The organism is Acinetobacter sp. AOR34_HL (assembly GCF_027854795.1).
Lineage (GTDB): Bacteria > Pseudomonadota > Gammaproteobacteria > Pseudomonadales > Moraxellaceae > Acinetobacter > Acinetobacter junii.
The window spans coordinates 84,234-103,122 of sequence record NZ_JAKTID010000077.1 but is presented as its reverse complement, the minus strand read 5'-3'; the positions used below and the strand labels follow the sequence as shown (position 1 = coordinate 103,122).

At 37.9% G+C, this 18,889-nt stretch carries 17 protein-coding genes and 3 tRNA genes; 8 read left to right on the top strand and 12 right to left on the bottom strand.

From position 1 onward, the window contains the following. Position 1: 1 nt before the first annotated feature. Positions 2-793, top strand: coding sequence for an MOSC domain-containing protein (locus tag MKL32_RS12825; protein ID WP_075696671.1), 792 nt, complete (start codon positions 2-4; stop codon positions 791-793). A gap of 81 nt (positions 794-874) precedes the next feature. Here MKL32_RS12825 and MKL32_RS12820 read toward each other — a convergent pair whose 3' ends face one another. Continuing rightward, on the bottom strand, positions 875-2,233 hold the full coding sequence (locus MKL32_RS12820; protein ID WP_270900627.1) for an L-cystine transporter: 1,359 nt from the start codon (positions 2,231-2,233) through the stop codon (positions 875-877). A 358-nt stretch (positions 2,234-2,591) separates the two neighbouring features. Further along, the gene (locus MKL32_RS12815; protein WP_270900626.1) at positions 2,592-3,176 is read right to left on the bottom strand and encodes an anthranilate synthase component II; all 585 of its coding nucleotides are present in this window, start codon (positions 3,174-3,176) and stop codon (positions 2,592-2,594) included. Between the two features lie 621 nt (positions 3,177-3,797). Between MKL32_RS12815 and glnA the strand changes: the two genes are divergently transcribed. From glnA to MKL32_RS12790, 5 genes are all read left to right on the top strand, one after another. After that, positions 3,798-5,213, top strand: coding sequence for a type I glutamate--ammonia ligase (gene glnA, locus MKL32_RS12810; protein ID WP_270900625.1), 1,416 nt, complete (start codon positions 3,798-3,800; stop codon positions 5,211-5,213). 123 nt (positions 5,214-5,336) lie between these two features. Next, the gene (locus tag MKL32_RS12805) at positions 5,337-5,828 is read left to right on the top strand and encodes a chorismate--pyruvate lyase family protein (protein ID WP_151830338.1); all 492 of its coding nucleotides are present in this window, start codon (positions 5,337-5,339) and stop codon (positions 5,826-5,828) included. A gap of 15 nt (positions 5,829-5,843) precedes the next feature. Then, positions 5,844-6,725: a 4-hydroxybenzoate octaprenyltransferase gene (ubiA, locus tag MKL32_RS12800; protein WP_004963022.1), complete on the top strand. Its 882-nt coding sequence runs from the start codon at positions 5,844-5,846 to the stop codon at positions 6,723-6,725. Between the two features lie 106 nt (positions 6,726-6,831). Continuing rightward, entirely contained in the window at positions 6,832-8,172 is a 1,341-nt protein-coding gene (locus MKL32_RS12795) for a prolyl oligopeptidase family serine peptidase (RefSeq protein WP_270900624.1), read from the top strand. Positions 8,173-8,288: 116 nt separating this feature from the next. Continuing rightward, positions 8,289-8,495, top strand: a complete 207-nt coding sequence (locus tag MKL32_RS12790) for a hypothetical protein (protein WP_004912325.1) — start codon at positions 8,289-8,291, stop codon at positions 8,493-8,495. 18 nt (positions 8,496-8,513) lie between these two features. On the opposite strand, the gene MKL32_RS12785 is transcribed toward MKL32_RS12790, so the two are convergent. From MKL32_RS12785 to MKL32_RS12760, 6 genes are all read right to left on the bottom strand, one after another. Then, positions 8,514-8,957 (bottom strand): DUF2726 domain-containing protein, encoded by a 444-nt coding sequence (locus tag MKL32_RS12785; protein ID WP_004912322.1) that lies wholly within the window; start codon positions 8,955-8,957, stop codon positions 8,514-8,516. A gap of 56 nt (positions 8,958-9,013) precedes the next feature. Next, positions 9,014-9,089 (bottom strand) — tRNA-Asn (locus MKL32_RS12780). 198 nt (positions 9,090-9,287) lie between these two features. Further along, positions 9,288-9,363 (bottom strand) — tRNA-Asn (locus MKL32_RS12775). An 8-nt stretch (positions 9,364-9,371) separates the two neighbouring features. After that, positions 9,372-9,447: transfer RNA gene (locus tag MKL32_RS12770), tRNA-Asn, on the bottom strand. Between the two features lie 147 nt (positions 9,448-9,594). Then, on the bottom strand, positions 9,595-10,221 hold the full coding sequence (locus MKL32_RS12765; protein WP_004963006.1) for a superoxide dismutase: 627 nt from the start codon (positions 10,219-10,221) through the stop codon (positions 9,595-9,597). 144 nt (positions 10,222-10,365) lie between these two features. After that, a complete protein-coding gene (locus tag MKL32_RS12760) occupies positions 10,366-11,124 on the bottom strand; it encodes a Nif3-like dinuclear metal center hexameric protein (protein WP_270900623.1) in 759 nt (252 codons plus the stop codon). 189 nt (positions 11,125-11,313) lie between these two features. On the opposite strand from MKL32_RS12760, the gene MKL32_RS12755 reads away from it, so the two are divergent. Then, positions 11,314-12,492 (top strand): trypsin-like peptidase domain-containing protein, encoded by a 1,179-nt coding sequence (locus MKL32_RS12755; protein WP_004912314.1) that lies wholly within the window; start codon positions 11,314-11,316, stop codon positions 12,490-12,492. A 231-nt stretch (positions 12,493-12,723) separates the two neighbouring features. Here the strand turns inward: MKL32_RS12755 and MKL32_RS12750 are convergent, their stop codons facing one another. The 4 genes from MKL32_RS12750 to map form a co-directional block, all read right to left on the bottom strand. Further along, positions 12,724-13,938, bottom strand: a complete 1,215-nt coding sequence (locus MKL32_RS12750; RefSeq protein ID WP_270900622.1) for an alginate export family protein — start codon at positions 13,936-13,938, stop codon at positions 12,724-12,726. A gap of 75 nt (positions 13,939-14,013) precedes the next feature. Further along, a complete protein-coding gene (locus MKL32_RS12745) occupies positions 14,014-15,360 on the bottom strand; it encodes an MFS transporter (RefSeq protein ID WP_004682636.1) in 1,347 nt (448 codons plus the stop codon). Between the two features lie 389 nt (positions 15,361-15,749). Next, complete coding sequence (locus tag MKL32_RS12740) at positions 15,750-16,895, bottom strand: OmpW/AlkL family protein (protein WP_004963000.1); 1,146 nt, start codon at positions 16,893-16,895, stop codon at positions 15,750-15,752. Between the two features lie 191 nt (positions 16,896-17,086). Next, complete coding sequence (gene map, locus MKL32_RS12735; RefSeq protein ID WP_194597964.1) at positions 17,087-17,911, bottom strand: type I methionyl aminopeptidase; 825 nt, start codon at positions 17,909-17,911, stop codon at positions 17,087-17,089. Between the two features lie 223 nt (positions 17,912-18,134). Between map and rpsB the strand changes: the two genes are divergently transcribed. Further along, the gene (gene rpsB, locus MKL32_RS12730) at positions 18,135-18,887 is read left to right on the top strand and encodes a 30S ribosomal protein S2 (RefSeq protein WP_004912304.1); all 753 of its coding nucleotides are present in this window, start codon (positions 18,135-18,137) and stop codon (positions 18,885-18,887) included. Positions 18,888-18,889 lie beyond the last annotated feature (2 nt).

Genomic DNA, 18,889 nt, shown 5'->3' with positions numbered 1-18,889 from the left:
TATGTACGTCAGTCAACTTTTAAATTATCCAGTGAAATCTTGTAGAGGAAATCAACTATCTGAAATGGAAATTGATAGTTTTGGACCAAAGTGGGATCGTAGATGGATGCTAGTTGATTGCGATGGTCGTTTTGTGACTCAGCGACAAATTGCTGAAATGGGACAAATAGGAGTTGCTATTTCATCAGAAATCATTCGCTTTTATTATCACTCTGAACATATGGAACTCAGTTTAATTGAGGCTCAGGGGCATAAAGACGAACGCCTTGTAACTGTTTGGCAAGATCAGGTAAAAGGAAATCGTATTGATCATCCCGTGAATGATTGGATCAGTGATAAATTAGGCAAAAAAGTACAGTTGGTTTATATGCCACAGGAAACGATTCGCCAAGTCGATCTTGAATACGCACAATTTGGAGATCGTGTAGGTTTTGCAGATGGTTTTCCCTTTTTGATTTTAAGTGAAGCATCTGTCCAATTTCTTTCCGAAAAAGTTGGATATTCATTGGATGTACGACGTTTTAGACCGAATATTGTCATCTCTGGTTGTGAGGCTTTTACAGAAGACACATGGCAGCAGATACAAATTGGTGAAATTGTATTTGATCTAGTTAAACCATGCTCACGCTGTGTCATTCCAACGATTGATCTTAATACTAGTCAAAAGCAACCTGAAGTCATGCAGGCGATGTTGGCTTATCGAAAACAAGGTAATAAAGTCATGATGGGGCAAAATGCATTACATCGTGGAGAAGGTATTATCAGAGTTGGAGAAGAGGTTAAAATTCTCTGATAGAAATGATTGAATTAAAAAAATTTGTACTAAAAAAGCCAATCACAAATAGCATGATTGGCTTTTATGACCTGACAAATCTTAATCCTTAGTCACGGTATCTCTAACACCGAGTAGTTGACTTGTTGCTACACCAGCTGTCATAGATCCATTTACGTTTAGCGCAGTGCGTCCCATATCAATTAATGGCTCAATTGAGATAAGTAAAGCGACTAATGTTACGGGTAAACCCATAGCTGGTAATACGATTAAAGCTGCGAAGGTTGCTCCACCACCGACACCAGCAACCCCAATCGAGCTTAAAGTTACAATTACGATAAGTTGAGCAATCCATAAAGGGTCTAAAGGGTTAATACCAACCGTTGGTGCCACCATGACTGCAAGCATTGCAGGATATAGTCCCGCACATCCATTTTGACCAATGGTCGCTCCGAAAGAAGCTGAAAAACTAGCAATACCTTCTGGTACGCCCAGTTGTTTTGTTTGAGCTTCAATATTCAGAGGAATACTTGCAGCACTGGATCGGCTGGTAAAAGCAAATGTTAAAACAGGAAAAACCTTTTTGAAAAACTCGATGGGATTGACACGGACAAAAAGCAAAATCAACGCATGGACGATGAACATAATCGTAAGACCCAGATAGGACGCGACAAGAAATTCACCTAGTTTCACGATATCAGCAACATTTGCCGTAGCAACCATTTTTGCCATTAATGCGAATACACCATACGGTGTAAATTGCATGACCAAACGAACTAAGCTAATGATTAATGCTTGTAGAGCTTCAATTCCATTTCTAATTCTCTCACCATTGATTGGATCTTTATCCATCAGCTTAAGTGCTGCAACCCCTAAAAAAGCAGAGAAAATTACAACACTAATAATTGCGGTTGGACGAACTCCAGTCAGATCAGCAAAAGGATTTTGCGGAAGTAGCGAAAGTAATAACTTGGGAATATCAAGGTTGGTGACTTGACCGATATAATCAGTTTGAATTGCAGCAAGTCGGGCTGTTTCTTGAGTGCCTTGAACTAAGCCCTCGGCAGTTAAACCAAATAAATTGGTCACACTAATTCCGACAAAAGCAGCAATCGCCGTGGTAAACAATAAAATACCGATAACGAAACTACTGATTTTACCGAGCGAAGTCGTTTGATGAAGTTTAACAACTGCACTTAAAATCGAGATAAAAATAAGTGGCATGATCACCATTTGTAACAGTTGAACATAACCATTACCAACTAAATTAAACCACGTCACCGACTCTGCAATAATAGAACTGTCTGCATAAACCGTTTTTAATACTAGACCATAAATGATACCGACACCCATACCGATGAGCACTTTTTTTGCAAGGCTCCAATATGCCCGATAAGTAAAAAACAATCCTGCCATGAGCAAGAAAAATACAATAATATTCAATAAAACCAAGGTATTCACAATAAGGCTATCCTGATTGGTATTTCAGGGGGAGATAAATAAAAAATAATATTCAGATTCTATCATCCAGTTACCCCTGAAGCTTAATCATTCCTATGACTATAGTTAATCTAAAAAATTAAAAAGGAGTCTAAATTGTCAGAAACCTATGTTTTAATTTTCTTTTGAAAATGAATGAAAAGTTGATTAATTATTGAAAAAGAATGAATTGTTCTAAATAAATGTTTCTTGTTTGATTTTAATGCTGAAAATTTAACCAGTGTGTATAAGTTCTATATTGATTTTATATGTTCAAAATAAAAACAGCCTATTCATAAAATAGGCTGTTTAAAGAATGAGAATTTGTTAATTCTTGCGATTATGCATAAATATCCAAGAAGTTTTTAAAAATCTGATGCCCATGTTCGCTTAAAATTGATTCAGGATGGAATTGGACGCCTTCAACAGGTAAGGTTTTATGCTTCACACCCATAATTTCTTCAATCGTGCCATCTGGTTGATTAGTCCAGCAGGTAACTTCTAAGCAATCAGGCAGTGTTTCTTGTTCAATCACTAGAGAGTGGTAGCGAGTAGCAGCAAAAGGAGAGGGTAAATTACTAAAAATTCCTTTATCACTATGGTGCATATCAGATAAACGACCATGCATGACTGTTTTAGCACGGATAATATTGCCACCAAAAGCTTGTCCAATCGCTTGATGCCCTAAACAAACGCCTAGTAATGGAATTTTTCCAGCAAAATGATTGATCGCAGGTATTGAAATCCCAGCTTCAGTCGGTGAACAAGGACCAGGGCCAATCACTAGGTATTTAGGCTGCCATCGTTCGATTTCCTCTAATGTCACTTGATCATTACGAACAACTTTTACTTCTTGATTCAACTCGCCAAAGTATTGAACGATGTTGTAAGTAAAACTGTCATAATTGTCAATCATTAGAAGCATGATTATAACCTTTTGAAAATATGCACTTTATTGTGCTTTTAGGATTCAATTGACCGATCAAAACAATTCAATATCCGTTACTAAGAATATATAAAAATATGTTCAAGATCGTTAGGGTAAATAATCATAGCAAAAACAGAAGCTCAATGTTCAATATTTCTAATTTGGTCGAGTAAGTCGTCAGTTCAAAATGAGCTTTTGACACACAAATAATTATCAATATTATTTTAAAATTTAAAGGTTTGATAAAAAAACATGTCGGTGAATCGAAAGTCCAGTGGAATTGATTGGAATGTACTCCAAAAGAATGATATAAAAAGCCAATTTATGCTAATAAATGATGGCGTAATTTAGCACTACAATAGTTCTTTGTTGCATATACTGCACTATTTTGGTTCATTATGTCTTTTTTGGGGACGGGCTGAAATGGAAATGTGTGAATATGGTGCATTTGCGATTGCAAACATTATAGAAGACATAGGACATGGAGCTTAAAGCATTTTTTCTGCAAAGAATTTCAATGTTTTAGGTATGCTTTAAAATTGTTGGTATGATAATTGCTAATTGTACACCAACAACTAACACGCACTTAACAAGTGCATATAAATTTCATTGGAGCAAATGAGCATGGCGAACAAGGTCCTTCAACTCATCAAAGAAAGTGGCGCAAAATGGGTCGATTTTCGCTTTACTGATACTAAGGGTAAAGAGCAACACGTAACTTACCCAGCTGACACGATTGATGAAGATACATTTGAAGATGGTAAAATGTTCGATGGTTCTTCAATCGCTGGTTGGAAAGGCATTGAAGCTTCTGACATGATCTTACGTCCAGATGCTGAAACAGGTTTTCTTGACCCGTTCTTTGCTGAGCCAACTGTTGTTGTGACTTGTGACGTTATTGAGCCATCTACTGGTCAAGGTTACGAGCGTGACCCACGTTCGATTGCTCGTCGTGCTGAAGAATATTTAAAATCTACAGGTATCGGTGATACAGCATTCTTTGGTCCAGAACCAGAATTCTTCGTTTTCGACGAAGTTAAATGGGATATCGATATGTCTGGCGCTCGCCATACACTAATCGCTGAAGAAGCTGCATGGTCTACTGGTAAAGATTACGAAGCTGGTAACTCTGGTCACCGTCCACGTGTGAAAGGTGGTTACTTCCCAGTTCCTCCAGTTGACTCACATCAAGACATGCGTGCTGAAATGTGTGCACGTATTGAAGACATCATGGGTCCAGGTCGTGTAGAAGTACATCACCACGAAGTTGCTTCTTGCCAATTAGAAATTGGTGTGAGCTTCAATACATTAGTTCGTAAAGCGGACGAAGTTCAACAGTTCAAATATGCAGTTTGGAACGTTGCTCACCAATATGGCAAAACAGCGACTTTCATGCCTAAGCCAATGGTAGGTGATAACGGTTCTGGTATGCACGTTCATATGTCTATCTCTAAAGATGGCAAGAACTTGTTTGCTGGTGATGAATATGCTGGTTTATCAGAAATGGCATTGTTCTTCATCGGTGGTGTAATCAAGCACGCGCGTGCATTAAATGCGATTACTAACCCATCTACGAACTCTTATAAGCGTTTGGTTCCTCACTATGAAGCGCCAATTATGCTTGCTTATTCAGCGCGTAACCGTTCTGCGTCAATCCGTATTCCATATGTTTCTAGCCCTAAAGGCAAGCGTATTGAAGCTCGTTTCCCAGATCCAATGATGAACCCGTATTTAGGTTTTGCTGCATTGTTGATGGCTGGTCTTGATGGTATACAGAACAAGATCCACCCAGGTGAAGCAGCTGACAAAAACTTATACGATCTTCCTCCTGAAGAAGAAGCAAAAATCCCAACAGTTGCTCACAACTTAGAAATGGCGATTGATGCTCTTAAAGCGGATCACGAGTTCTTATTAAAAGGCGGTGTATTCACTAAAGAAATGTTAGATGCTTACATCGAACTTAAAACTGAAGATGTACGTCGTCTTAACACGACTACTCACCCAGTTGAATTTGATATGTACTACAGCTTGTAATACATCCCAAATAAAAAAGCTCGCTTCGGCGAGCTTTTTTTATGCTTTGATTCAATTGAAAGTCATACGCTTTTTATTAAAAAATTCATGTAAACTAGATGCGATGTTTTTAGTGAGCCAAGCATGCGAAATTTACGACCAAACACAATAAATTCAAAGCAGATTCCTAAAGAATTAAAAAAATGGTTGTACGCATCAGGTTCATTAACTCAACAACTTACTGATCTTGCTCGTGGTGATTTCCATGTTGAGCGGATTAGAGAGCATTATCAACGTTTAACATTTGCTGACAGTAAATGGATGTTAATGCCTTACCATCATGTTGCTTGGGTACGTGAAACTCATTTATATGGTAGCGAGCGAGAGCCTTGGGTGAAGGCAAAAAGTATTTTCCCGATTCTTAGTCTACAAAAAAAAGCAAGAATATTTAAATATATACGCAATAAGCCAATCGGTTGGTTCTTATTTCAAAGAACTGATCCTCAGTGTGAACGACGTGTTATTCAACTTGATGACGGCTGGACTAGACAAAGTTGTTATACATGGCATGGGTGTAAATTTATTGTGCAGGAAACTTTTTTGCCTGCTTTTGAACAGTTTATTCGACAGCATTGACTCTCAGGATTACTCATGGAAACAGTGCAACATATAACATGGCGACAACGTTTAGAAGCCTATTATTATCTATGTAGATTTGATAAGCCGATTGGTACGGAATTGGTTTTTTGGCCAACCATGTGGGCGTTATGGATTGCATCTAAGGGTATACCTGATCTTAAGATATTACTAATCATGGCTTTGGGATGCTTATTTATGCGTGCTGCGGGTTGTGCAATTAATGATTTTGCTGATCGTAAAGTAGATGCACATGTAGAACGAACGAAAAATCGTCCTTTAGCCACAGGTGTGATCAAAGCAAAGGAAGCAGTATTTGTTTTTTTAGCCTTGGTAGTGCTTAGTGCAAGTTTGTTGTTGTTCTTGCCTATAGAAGCATTTTATTGGTCATTTGGAGCGCTATTGTTAGCGTTCATATATCCATTTATGAAACGTTATACGCATCTACCACAAGTTTTTCTCGGTGCTGCATTTTCTTGGTCAATTCCAATGGCATATGCCGCTGTTGGGCAGACCCCAGATTTGACTTGTTGGTTGCTTTATTTTGGCAATTTGGCATGGACTGTAGCATATGACACCCAGTACGCGATCACAGATCGTGAATATGATTTAAAAATTGGGGTCAAATCGACGGCTATTTTATTTGGTCGCTACGATATACAAATTATTGGTGTTTTGCAGCTTGTGAGTTTGGTATTGATCGGCATTGCATTGTATATCGAAAGTCTGCTTGTACCTTTTGGAATAGCTGGATTGATTGTTGTTGCTGGAGATTTTATTTATCAAACATTTAAGACTCTAGATAGGGATCCGCAACTTTGTTTTTGGGCATTTCGTCACAATAGATGGGTTGGAATGATAATTTTTCTAGGAATCTTTTTACAATTAGTGGTTTAAAATGACCAATTAGTTGAAAAGTGTTCTATGCAGAACACTTTTTTTATGCCTTAATAAAGTCGCATGTAGTTTCGTGCACACAAAAACAAGACTAAAAGAAAATTTTATGAAACGGTCTAAAATTGGATTAGCAATTAGCTTTTCAATCTCTGCTTTATTTCTATTTGCGTGTAATGACAGTAATGATGGTTATTCAAGCAGCAATAAAGATAAAACATATATTTCAGAAAGTAGCTATTCAAAAGATAATTTGACTTTTGCAGCATCGATCAAAGTTATGACCTATAACATGACTAATGTTCAGGGTAAAACAGCAAAAGCGACTGCGATGGTTATGTTTCCTAAGGTTGCTGCACCAAGCGATGGTTATCGTGTAGTGGTATGGGAACATGGAACAGTGGGAGTCGCTGATAGCTGTGCTCCTAGTAATAATGTGCTTAATCCGCGTTTTAGAATTTTAGCTGAAACCCTACTTGCTGCTGGTTATGTGGTGGTTGCACCTGATTACGAGGGTTTGGGAACGGCTGGTATCCATCCTTATCTTAATTTAGCAAGTGAAGCAAAATCTGCTATCTCAGCGATGCAAGCGGTTAAAGATCGTTATGGCACCCAATTAAATGGTGCATGGATGTCAGTAGGGCAGTCTCAAGGTGGGCAAGCTTCTATTGGTACGGCTGAATATGCAAATGCTGATGTATCTTATAAAGGGGCGGTTGCTGGAGCACCAGCTTCAAGTTTAGGTAAGATTATTCTTGAAGTCGCTCCAGCTGCATTGGCAAACATCGAGCAGGAAGAAGTAGCCAATAATGTTCCATTAGTAAATCGTGTGTCTGTAGATTCTTACGCAACGCTACTGGCATACGCTGCTTTAACGGGTGTTGGTATCAAAGCATATGAACCAAGATTTGATTATCGAGATATTTTCCAAGATCGTGCTAAATCATTAGCAGAGTTTGCTGAAGGTACAACTGGTGAAAATGGTTTATGTCTTGATAATGAAAGTGACCCAAGTGTAAATCTCATCGAGAAGTTCAAAGCAGATATCATCAAATTTATGACAGATAATCCAGATAAAAAAGTGATGGATTACCCTGGATTAGATACAAACAATTTTAAAACCAATCCAACCGTTCAGAAGTTTTTGGTAGATAATCAGCCTGGAACTAAGCGAATTGATAAGCCTGTCTTAGTTGTACAAGGTACAGCTGACACTAACGTTCCTTTCCCAGTGACTCAGGCATTGGTAGCTAATTTACAGGCATTAGGTTCTGATGAGGTGGAATTAAAACCTGTGCTTAATGCAACACATACGCAAGCGATCGTATGTAAAAACTTAGACATTTATAACTTTATTCAAGAGAAAATGCCTGCTAAGACAAATGTGGTGATTGATCCTGCAAAAATTGATGTAAGCAAAGACCCGCAGTGTACAGGTGCGAGTTCTTAATTATTCAACGATATGGTGATTAGATTGTAGAACTTGTAAATCAAAAAAGAGTCTCATCAGTGAGGCTCTTTTTTGTTATATTGTTGCATCGATTTTGATAGCGCATTTTGAATACTATGAGTCAGAATTCAGTTGAAAAAAAGCAAATCCCATGGGGTTTAATGGCTTTGGGTTTATTGATACCAATATTTATTGTTGGTATGGCTTTTATTGCAGCAAGAAGTGATGCAGAAACAAAACGTAAATATGATCAACAACGTGCTGAGATTGCAAAGAAGTTTGAAGATCAAAAAAATGCTGAACAAGCTAAGAATGCTGAATAAATGCTTATACCATTGTTTTTAAGAACGAATATCCATCTGTAATTGTTTTATGGATGGAATTTCAGTATAGCGAATGACATCATAGCCTGCCTCTTGTAACATTTGATCTCTTTGTTTGTCTTCCTGCTCTTTTCCGAGATGACTCGGATCATCTAATTCAATAATCACAACAACTTTCATATCTTTATTGAGTAGCACGAAGTCGGTAACTTTACGATTAAATTTGCTTCGAATTTTATAATGATCACTAGTAATTAATGCACTAAAAGCCACTTGAGTCAGAACGTGGTAGTGGGGGAAGGCTTGTTTTAATCGAAGGAACATTTGAGTTTCAAATGAACTAATGACTGATCGAGGAAAGAATTTTTGTTTAGGTAGAAAAAAAGGAACAAAGCTAACAAGAAGAATAATACTACTTATGCATCCAATAACTAGGAAAATAGTTTGAAGTAAGTCCAGCATATTCAAATCAAATAGTTAATAAAAAACCCACTCAAAGTGAGCGGGTTTTTAGAATTTGGCTCTCCCACCTGGGCTCGAACCAGGGACCTGCGGATTAACAGTCCGTCGCTCTACCGACTGAGCTATGGGAGAATCTAGGTAGGCATTCTATGCATGAAGCAGATGTAGGTCAAGTGAGTTTAAGCTAAAAAATTTAAATATTGATTTAATTGTATTTTTTATCATCATTTTCTAGATTTTAGCGATAAGGAAATGAAAACTAATTTTATTTGACAGAATTGGGGGAAATAAAAAAGCCTACATCAATGATATAGGCTTTTTTTTGAATCTTGGCTCTCCCACCTGGGCTCGAACCAGGGACCTGCGGATTAACAGTCCGTCGCTCTACCGACTGAGCTATGGGAGAATAGTAGATGGCTCTCCAACCTGGGCTCGAACCAGGGACCTGCGGATTAACAGTCCGTCGCTCTACCGACTGAGCTATTGGAGAATCTGATGCGCATTTTAGGGATGAATTTCAGATGCGTCAACAAGAATAGTAAATAAAATGAATTGTTTGCTTGATAATTATTCTTTTATGATTGGATAAATAAAAAAACTGCCCGAGATGGGCAGTTTTTACGCAAGAAATAAAAAATTATTTCTCTACACCAGCTGGCTGACCAGCTAATTTAGCGTTAGCGTAGTCCCAGTTCACTAAGCTTTCTAAGAAAGTAGCAATGTATTTTGGACGTAAGTTACGGAAATCGATGTAGTAAGCATGTTCCCATACGTCAATTGTTAATACTGCAACTTGACCGTGTGCAAGTGGAGTATCTGCGTTTGAAGTTTTAGTAATTGATAATTTACCGTTAACTTCATCAGCAACTAACCAAGCCCAACCTGAACCGAATTGAGTTGTTGCAGCAGCAGTGAATTCTTCTGCAAATTTTTCATAGCTACCAAAAGCTTCTTCGATTTTTGCAGCAATCGCGCCAGTTGGTTTACCACCACCGTTTGGCTTCATGCTGTTCCAGTAGAATGTATGGTTCCATACTTGAGCAGCATTGTTGAAAATTCCTGCTTTAGAAGCATCACCAGCAGATGCTTTGATGATCTCTTCTAAAGATTTACCTTCAAGGTCTGTGCCTTTGATTAAGTTGTTTAAGTTAACAACATAAGTATTGTGATGTTTATCGTGATGGTATTCTAAAGTTTCGCGAGTAATATGCGGAGCTAAATCATCATAGCCATATGGAAGTGCAGGTAAAGTAATGGTTGTCATGTTCCAATCCTTGCAATTGCTGGGTTTTACGTTAAGTGGCTCTATTGTAAATGATTCCAAACACAATAGGGCAGTCTTTTAAAGAACGATATACAATAAAGGTTCAATTAAAAACGATAAATGAAATCGGATTATTCAATTTAATTAAATCGGATTGTTTAACTCAAAATAATCTGTATCTACTGAAAATTGTGTTGTGATTGCCTTAGCTAAACGTTGAACGCCATAACGTTCTGTTGCATGGTGACCACATGCAAAATAATGGATGTTTTGCTCTTTTGCTTCGTAGAAAGTGCGTTCGCTGACTTCACCAGATATGTATGCATCACAATTGGCTTCAGCTGCTTTTGCAATGAAGTCTTGAGCGCCTCCAGTACAAAAACCTACCTTGTGAATAGTGTTTTTGCTGCAAGGTAAATGGAGAATATTAAAATCAAAAATATTTTTTAACTTTTCTTTGAACTGTTCAGGGCTTAATGGACTTTCTAGGTAGCCAATATTGCCAATTGGATGCTTTTCAAATGGATCCAAAGCTTCCAAATGGTTTAAACCAATTAAATCTGCAATTGCGGCATTATTACCAAGCGTGGGATGTGAATCCAAAGGTAAATGGTAAGCCACTAAAGAGATATTATTTTGGATTAATTTCTTAATTCGATTACCGCGCATTCCTGTGATTGGATATGGTTCGCCTTTCCAAAAGTAACCATGATGTACGAGCAAAACATCTGCATTTTGCTCAATTGCTGCATCAATTGCATCTTCAGATGCTGTGACAGCGCAAAGAATTTTATTAACTTCAGTTCGACCTTCAATTTGTAAGCCGTTAGGAGCATAGTCTTTAAATTCGTTGGTTTTTAAAGTTTGATTACACCATTGCACAATTTCATGCAAATTAGCCATGCTTATCCTCAGATTGTTAACACTCTCATTGTGAATAATAAAAACATATTTTTAAATGTAACTAAAGCTAGACAAAACTTTTTTAACTTTTGCATTGATTTTAAGGTATTTACTTTACAATGATAGAAATTTCTAGTTCATCAATATTTTACTTACTCATAAACTAATTTCGCCTAGAGGATAATAGACGTGCGCCGTGCATTTACATGGTTACCTTGGGTATTACTCATTCTTGTTATATTTAGTTTTCTGGCTTGGCAGAGATTTCATCAACCTAAACCAACAGTTGCAGCTGATGGTGTAAAAATGCCTGCTGAAAAAGTTGAACCTCTGATTGATACGACGCGAGCTGGTGGCGTTGTTTCATATAGTGCTGCAGTTAAAGTTGCTGCACCTGCTGTAGTCAATATTTTTACTACACAAAAAGTCAAACAGTTGAATCATCCATTGCTCAATGATCCTGTATTTCGTGAGTTTTTTGGTAATCAAATGCCACAACAACCACAGAATGAAAATAGTTTAGGTTCTGGGGTAATCGTTCGTGCAGACGGTTATATTCTGACGAATAATCATGTAATCGCTCAGGCTGAACATATTGTGGTTGCTTTGCATGATGGTCGTCGTGCAGAAGCGAAAGTGATTGGCACTGACCCTGATACAGATCTAGCTGTGATCAAGATTGAGTTGGATAAGCTTCCTGTATTGCCATTCAAATTGAGTGGTAATGAAGTAGGTGATGTCGTTCTCGCAATTGGCAATCCATTTGGTGTAGGGCAAACCGTGACTCAAGGGATTATCTCTGCCACTGGTCGTTCAGATCTTGGTATTAATACTTACGAAGACTTTATTCAAACAGATGCTGCAATTAACCCAGGTAACTCAGGCGGTGCATTAATTGATGTTGCTGGTAATTTAATCGGTGTAAATACCGCTATTTTCTCGCAATCAGGTGGATCACTTGGAATTGGTTTTGCGATTCCTGCAAATGTATGCCAACAAGTTCTAAATTCAATTTTGAAAGATGGACGTGTTGTGCGTGGTTGGTTAGGTATTAGCTTAATTCCGAACACTGTTGAGCAAGATGTATTAGCAGCCAAATCTGTAGGTGTTGTTGTTGCCGATGTTTTACGTGGTGGACCTGCGGATGAAGCAGGGGTGAAGCGTAATGATAAAATTATTCAAGTGAATAATGAGCAGATTACATCTGCATCTCACTTAATTAATTATGTAGCATTACAAGCACCTGAAAGCATCATTAATGTGATCGTTGAGCGTGATGGAAAACAACAAACGCTGCAAGTGAAAGTTGGTGAGCGAAAAGTTCAACAAAATGCTCAGTCACAGTACATACCATTACCAAAACGTTAATCAAAGAAAAAAGCTTGCTGAAGGTCAATCAGCAAGCTTTTTAGTTTTTTAAGCTTTTTTATTTTTCATTTAACCAGTCAATTCTTATATTTTGATGACAGTTTTTTGATGCTTTGATGACATTTCATCGCAACTTAACCTTTTCAATTTCTGCACCTTGGTTAATAAAGTGAATCAAATGAAATGATTAAGTGCATTCAATTCCACTGGATTAAAGTGAATAGTTATTGATCAATATTTATAATCGACCTGTAACCATAATTTTTGTGTATCAACACCAAAATCATTTGCTTGATAGTCTGAATATTTTGCTAGAGCAGATAAACCTTTGATTGGTAGGGTATGGCTATAAGAAATTGAATATTCTTGACCATAATCTATATTCTTTTCCTCGCTTCGATATTGATGCAATTCCGTACCCAGTTTCCCTTTGCTGAAAATATTAAAGTTAGATGTGATGTACAAGTCTTTCAAACCATTGGCAGGCGTCGTTAATAACATATCCGTCCAACCATTAAATTTATGTTTGGTTGCTAATGGTGTTTGGAATGCAATTTTTCCATCATCACTACCAAGAACTTCATAACCAATCGAAATGTCCCCAATAATTGTTGATTGACTCGATATATTGTAACCCAGCTCAAGAGCATAGTAGTCAGCATCATAATCGGTTGGTTGGTCTGCATATTCTGTTTGATTTGCATATTCTGCTGAATATTTGAAGTCATTTTTCTTACCTGTCACTCTCAAACCATAGGTTTGATTTGACCATGCAGCAAGATCTTCAAAGTCCATCAAATAACCATAAACCACAGCATTTAAAAGAGGATTGTAATTCATTTTGGCTTGAATCAAATGAATTTTACTTTCTTGTTTACTCGCTTGGGCTTGAATGAACTTAGGCTCAGGTTCTTCACTACCAAAAATGGTATTGACTTGATCAATATATGAATAAAATAATCCAAATTCTTTGCAAGGTTTATAGTTCAAACTTACAGCGTCAAAGGTTTGGTCATTCTGTCTCCAAGCAACTGCACCTACAAAACGTTGATTATCTAAGTTAATTGTTTGACGACCTACGGTTAAATCAAAATTAGGGTTGTAAACATATTTTAAATAGGCTTGATTGAGTTGCAAGTTTTCAGCATCAGGAACAGTGCTGTATTGAGTTTGACTATTTCGAGTGCTATTAAATTCATCATTAATCTCGACTGTACCTTCACCTTGAACGAATGCACTTAGACCATACCATGAACCCGTTTGGATCGCAGGACGAATACGTAATGTCCATGCATCAGCATTTTTGAGAGTATTATCTTGATCAACAAGCTCATAACGTAAGCGAGTATCTAAGCTAAGTTTTGTTTGAGAGAAAAAATTATCTGATGCTGAAGTAAGGGTAGATAAACATGCAAGCGTGATTAATGAATACGAAAATTTATTCATCGCAGTATCCTTAATAAAGTATTTGAATTTGGAGAGAGGGAGGATGAGAAAGCCTCATCCTCTAAAAGTATGCATTTAGGTTGTTAAATTACGCTCAAGCAAAGCTTGTTCATATAATTCTTTTTCTTTGTCTTTGTGTTCAACTGAGAAGCGAATGAGAACGACAGTGAATGCAGCTACAGTCACAAGGCATCCCAAAATCATCAAACAAGTTTGAACATCAAGTAAGCCTTTTAATAAGAAACCTGCTGCGACTGCACCCACATTTCCGCCTGCACCAATAATACCTGCTACGCCACCAAGTGCATTACGATCAATAAATGGTACTAAGGCATATGTCGCACCGCATGACATGTGTGTAAATAATGCAAACACAGTCATCGTGATGATTGCCAAACCAATTGTATTCATTTGAGAGAATAAAATGAGGAATAAGCCTTCAAGTAAAATCAGGATGAATAAAACTTTTGTACGACCATCTAATCCTTTAGTAAGTGCCACTTTATCCGATACGATACCACCAAGTGCGCGAGCGAATAGTGCGAGAAGACCAAAGATACCCGCAGTTAAACCTGCTTCTTTTAAACCCATGTTGAAGTGGTCAACGTAGTACATTGCTGCAATGTTATGAATGAAGATTTCGATACCGAAACATGCTGCATAAGAGACAAATAGGATCCAAACGCGGTAGTTACGTGCTGCCTGCATTAAAATCGCCATTCCACCTTTTTTACCGCTACCAACTTCGACACCGTTCGCACGTAATTCTTTGAAATCACCTTGTGGACAGTCTTGAGTGAGTTTCCAATAAAGTACACCAACAATCACCATCATAATGCCAGGTACAAGCAGTGCAATTCTCCAGCCCATTGCTTGTTCTACACCAAACATCACAATTGCACCGAGAATTAACGGCATGATTGCTTGTGTTGCACCACCACCTGCATTTCCCCAACCCGCAGATGCTGCATTTGCTGTACCGACAACGTTAGGCGCAAACATAACGCTGGTATGGTATTGAGTAATAACGAAGCTCGCACCAATTGCACCAATTAAAAGGCGGAAGAAAAGGAACGACTCATAGGTATTTGCTGCTGCAACACCGAATACTGGGATACTCCCCAAGATTAATAATGCAGTGTATGTTTTACGAGGTCCGTACTTATCGCAAAGTGGACCAACGATTAGGCGAATCAGAATAGTGATGGCAACAGCCGCAATATTGATATTTGCAATCTGATCTTTGGTTAAATTAAATTCCCCTTTAATAACTGGCATTAATGGAGCACATGCAAACCATGCGAAGAAACACACGAAAAATGCAAGCCATGTCATATGGAAGGCGCGCATCGCAGGAGTGGAAAAGCTGAATAATTTTATTTCAGTCGCTTTTTTTGCATCTAAATTCATATTTGAAGACATAGCCTTCTCCTGAACTGAACGTTATTAATTTTTGCTTCGCAATATTTGCGAGAGCACATCGAACAGAACGGACATCGTTGGCCGTCAACAAATTTTTTTGAATCGACATTGATTCTGTATGTTATGAAGTATGCAAGGGATGTGCCAATAAAAATATTTAACCAAAAGAACAATTTAAAATTCTAATTTAAATCGCGAAAATTAATTATTCTATTGTTATAGATTCCGAGTGGGCAGTTGCTTAAATTTTAAAAACAGGAAATGTGATAGCAACTGTAAGGCAATATTGAATGAGTTGTTTTTAAATGGTGCATCATTTTTATACAGTTTGATTAAAAACATAGCGATCGAAAAAAAGCAGCCGAAGCTGCTTTGATAAAAAGAAAAGATTAGAAACGGTAGCCGATACCTGCATAACCTAAAATAGGATTAATTTCGATATCTGCTTTGGCTTTAATTAATTCCCCATATTTTGAATCATTCACAGTAATAGTAGCATCAGTACTTAAGTGAGCATAAGATACAGAGCCTACAGCGTACCATTTTTCATTAAAATCATAGGTAAAACCAACCGTTGCTACAGGAGCAAAAGTATCTGAAGCATCTAACTTAACTTTTGGATTTCCTGAGCTTTTTTTCTGGTCTAGAGCTGCGCCAGCTTTACCGTCTTTAATATTGACAATCATATGACCAGCATTGACAAGATCTTTTTCCAAGTCTGGGTTCATTTCTAGTTCACTGAAGTAAGCATACATGAGCCCTAAACCAACATATGGTCTAAATTTATTTATACCGGTTTTTCCAAAGCGGTATTGGAGTTCGAATGCAGGTGTCCAAGCACGTGCGGAAGATGTCTTTTTATGGGCTTCTAAGTCCGTAATGAAAATATCTTTCTTTAATGGAAGATCACCAACTACTACACCTAATCCTTCTGGAGTAGCGATCCCTGTTAAAGGTGCATAAATTTTTCCTTTACCTTGAATATCTACTTTAGGAGGGATACCAGCTTTAACTTCCAACGACAGATTATCTGTAAAATGATAACTTGTCATGATCCCTAAGGTTAGAACATCATCGGCTTCAAGACCTGTACCTTGATTTTCCCATGAAGATAAACCATTGATTTCTGCTGTACCTGCAGTGCTCGCTCTGAGGTACTGTGCTCCATCATCACCTTTATAAGAGACAATACCTTCTTTACCCAAATTAAGGAGTGTATGTCTTTCTAGATCAAGAACGCCTTTTAATATAGCTTTTTTAGCTGTAGCTTCTGGTTGTGATTCATCAATCGCGTCTAATACAGAATCGCCTTTGACATCTCCAACTTTGGTTTTGGTTCCCTCTGCAACAGAGGTATTTACACGTATAGGTTGTCCTTTACCCGTTGGTTTTACATATAGGGGACCAGCTGAAATAGAGAAGCGCTTAAACCCATCTCCATCTTTGAGGCTAAAATATGGTGAATCTGCAAAAGTAAGTGTAGGAAGGGCACATAAACCTGTTGTAATCAGGCATGCAAATGACTTCTTCATCATCTTGGGACTCCATGTCCTAAAGTTTGTAAGGATTTTTCTTGCGCTCACCATAACGTTTTTTTATGCAGAATTTGTATAGATAGAATTTATAATTATTATAACTATGAAAAAAATTGTAGTAATTAGATTAAAATTGAGTGATTTTTACGCTAAAAAGGGTGGGTACTTAAGTACCCACCCTTAAAAATGAATTATTGAAAACGTGAAAGATCTTCTTCAGGGCGAGCTGTCAATACTTCAATTCCAGTCTCAGTCACTAAGATGGTGTGTTCGTATTGAGCAGACAATTTATGATCTTTTGTGACAACAGTCCATTTATCACCTAATAATTTTGTTTGCCAAACGCCAGCGTTCACCATTGGTTCAATAGTAAAGGTCATGCCAGCCTCTAAACGCATTCCTGTACCTTTTTGTCCATAGTGTAGAACTTGTGGTTCATCATGGAACACATTTCCAATACCATGACCACAATATTCTCGAACTACGCTAAAACGCTCAGACTCAACATATTGTTGAATAGCATGTCCGATATCACCTAAATAAGAACCATCACGTACAGTCGCCATACCACGATACATGGCTTCTTGTGCAACCTGACACAAACGGTTTGCCAAAATAGACGTCTCACCACCTACGATATACATCATATTGGTATCGCCGTGATAACCATCTTTGATTACTGTGACATCGATATTTAGAATATCGCCGTTTTTTAAAATTTTATTTTCAGATGGAATACCATGACAAACGACATGGTTAACAGATGTGCAAATTGAATGTTGAAATGCAGGTCGACCTGGAGCTGCACCATAACCTACACAAGCAGGAATAGCATCTTGTACATTTTCAATATGATTGCGACAGATTGTATCGAGTTCTAAAGTACTCACTCCCGCTTTAATATGCGGTTTAATCATGTCTAAAACTTCAGCCGCCAATTTCCCCGCGATGCGCATTTTTTCAATTTCATCGGGAGTTTTGATTAATCGACGAGGAGCTGTATAAGTCGTGTTCATGATCTCTAAAAACTTTTGGTAATTCGCAAGCGTCTATGGTATAAATAGCCGCCTATTTTATCAAATGCTTTTCGTGACTATTTTCTAAATAAGAAGTGGTTCGAAAAATTGATAAGTAGTTATACAAAATCCGCACATATATCGTCACATTACTCTGGGTGCCTAGCAATAGGTGGAGAATGCGGATATATGGAGGCCTAACCCAAACTTTAAGGTAAAGAAAATGGCAGATTACAACGTAAGCATGCGCGACCTTCTTCAAGCAGGCGCACACTTTGGTCACCAAACTCGTTTCTGGAACCCAAAAATGCGTCAATACATTTTTGGCGCGCGTAACAAAATTCACATCATCAACCTTGAGCACACTGTTCCTGCGTTAAATGATGCATTGAACTTCGTTAACAACTTGGCGAGCAAAAAGAACAAAGTATTATTCGTTGGTACGAAACGTGCTGCTTCTAACATCATCCGTGAACAAGCTCAACGTGCTGGTCAACCATATGTAGATCACCGTTGGTTAGGTGGTATGTTGACGAACTGGAAAACTCTTCGCCAATCTATCAACCGTTTAAAAGATCTTCAAACTCAATCTCAAGATGGTACTTTTGCTAAGCTTACTAAACGTGAAGCTTTAGAGCGTACTCGTGAGATGGACAAGCTTGAACGTGCTTTAGGCGGCGTTAAGAACATGGGTGGTTTACCTGACGCATTATTTGTAATCGATGTTGACCACGAAGCGATTGCAATCAAAGAAGCTAAAAACTTAGGTATTCCTGTAATCGGTATCGTTGATACAAACTCAAACCCAGATAACGTAGATTACGTTATTCCTGGTAACGATGATGCGATCCGTGCAGTAACGTTATACGCTTCAGCTATGGCTGACGCTATCATTGCTGGTAAAGAATACGCTCAATCACAAGCGAACGCTCAAGCAAAAGGCGATGACGCTGCGAAAGACGCTTCTGAGGCTTAATG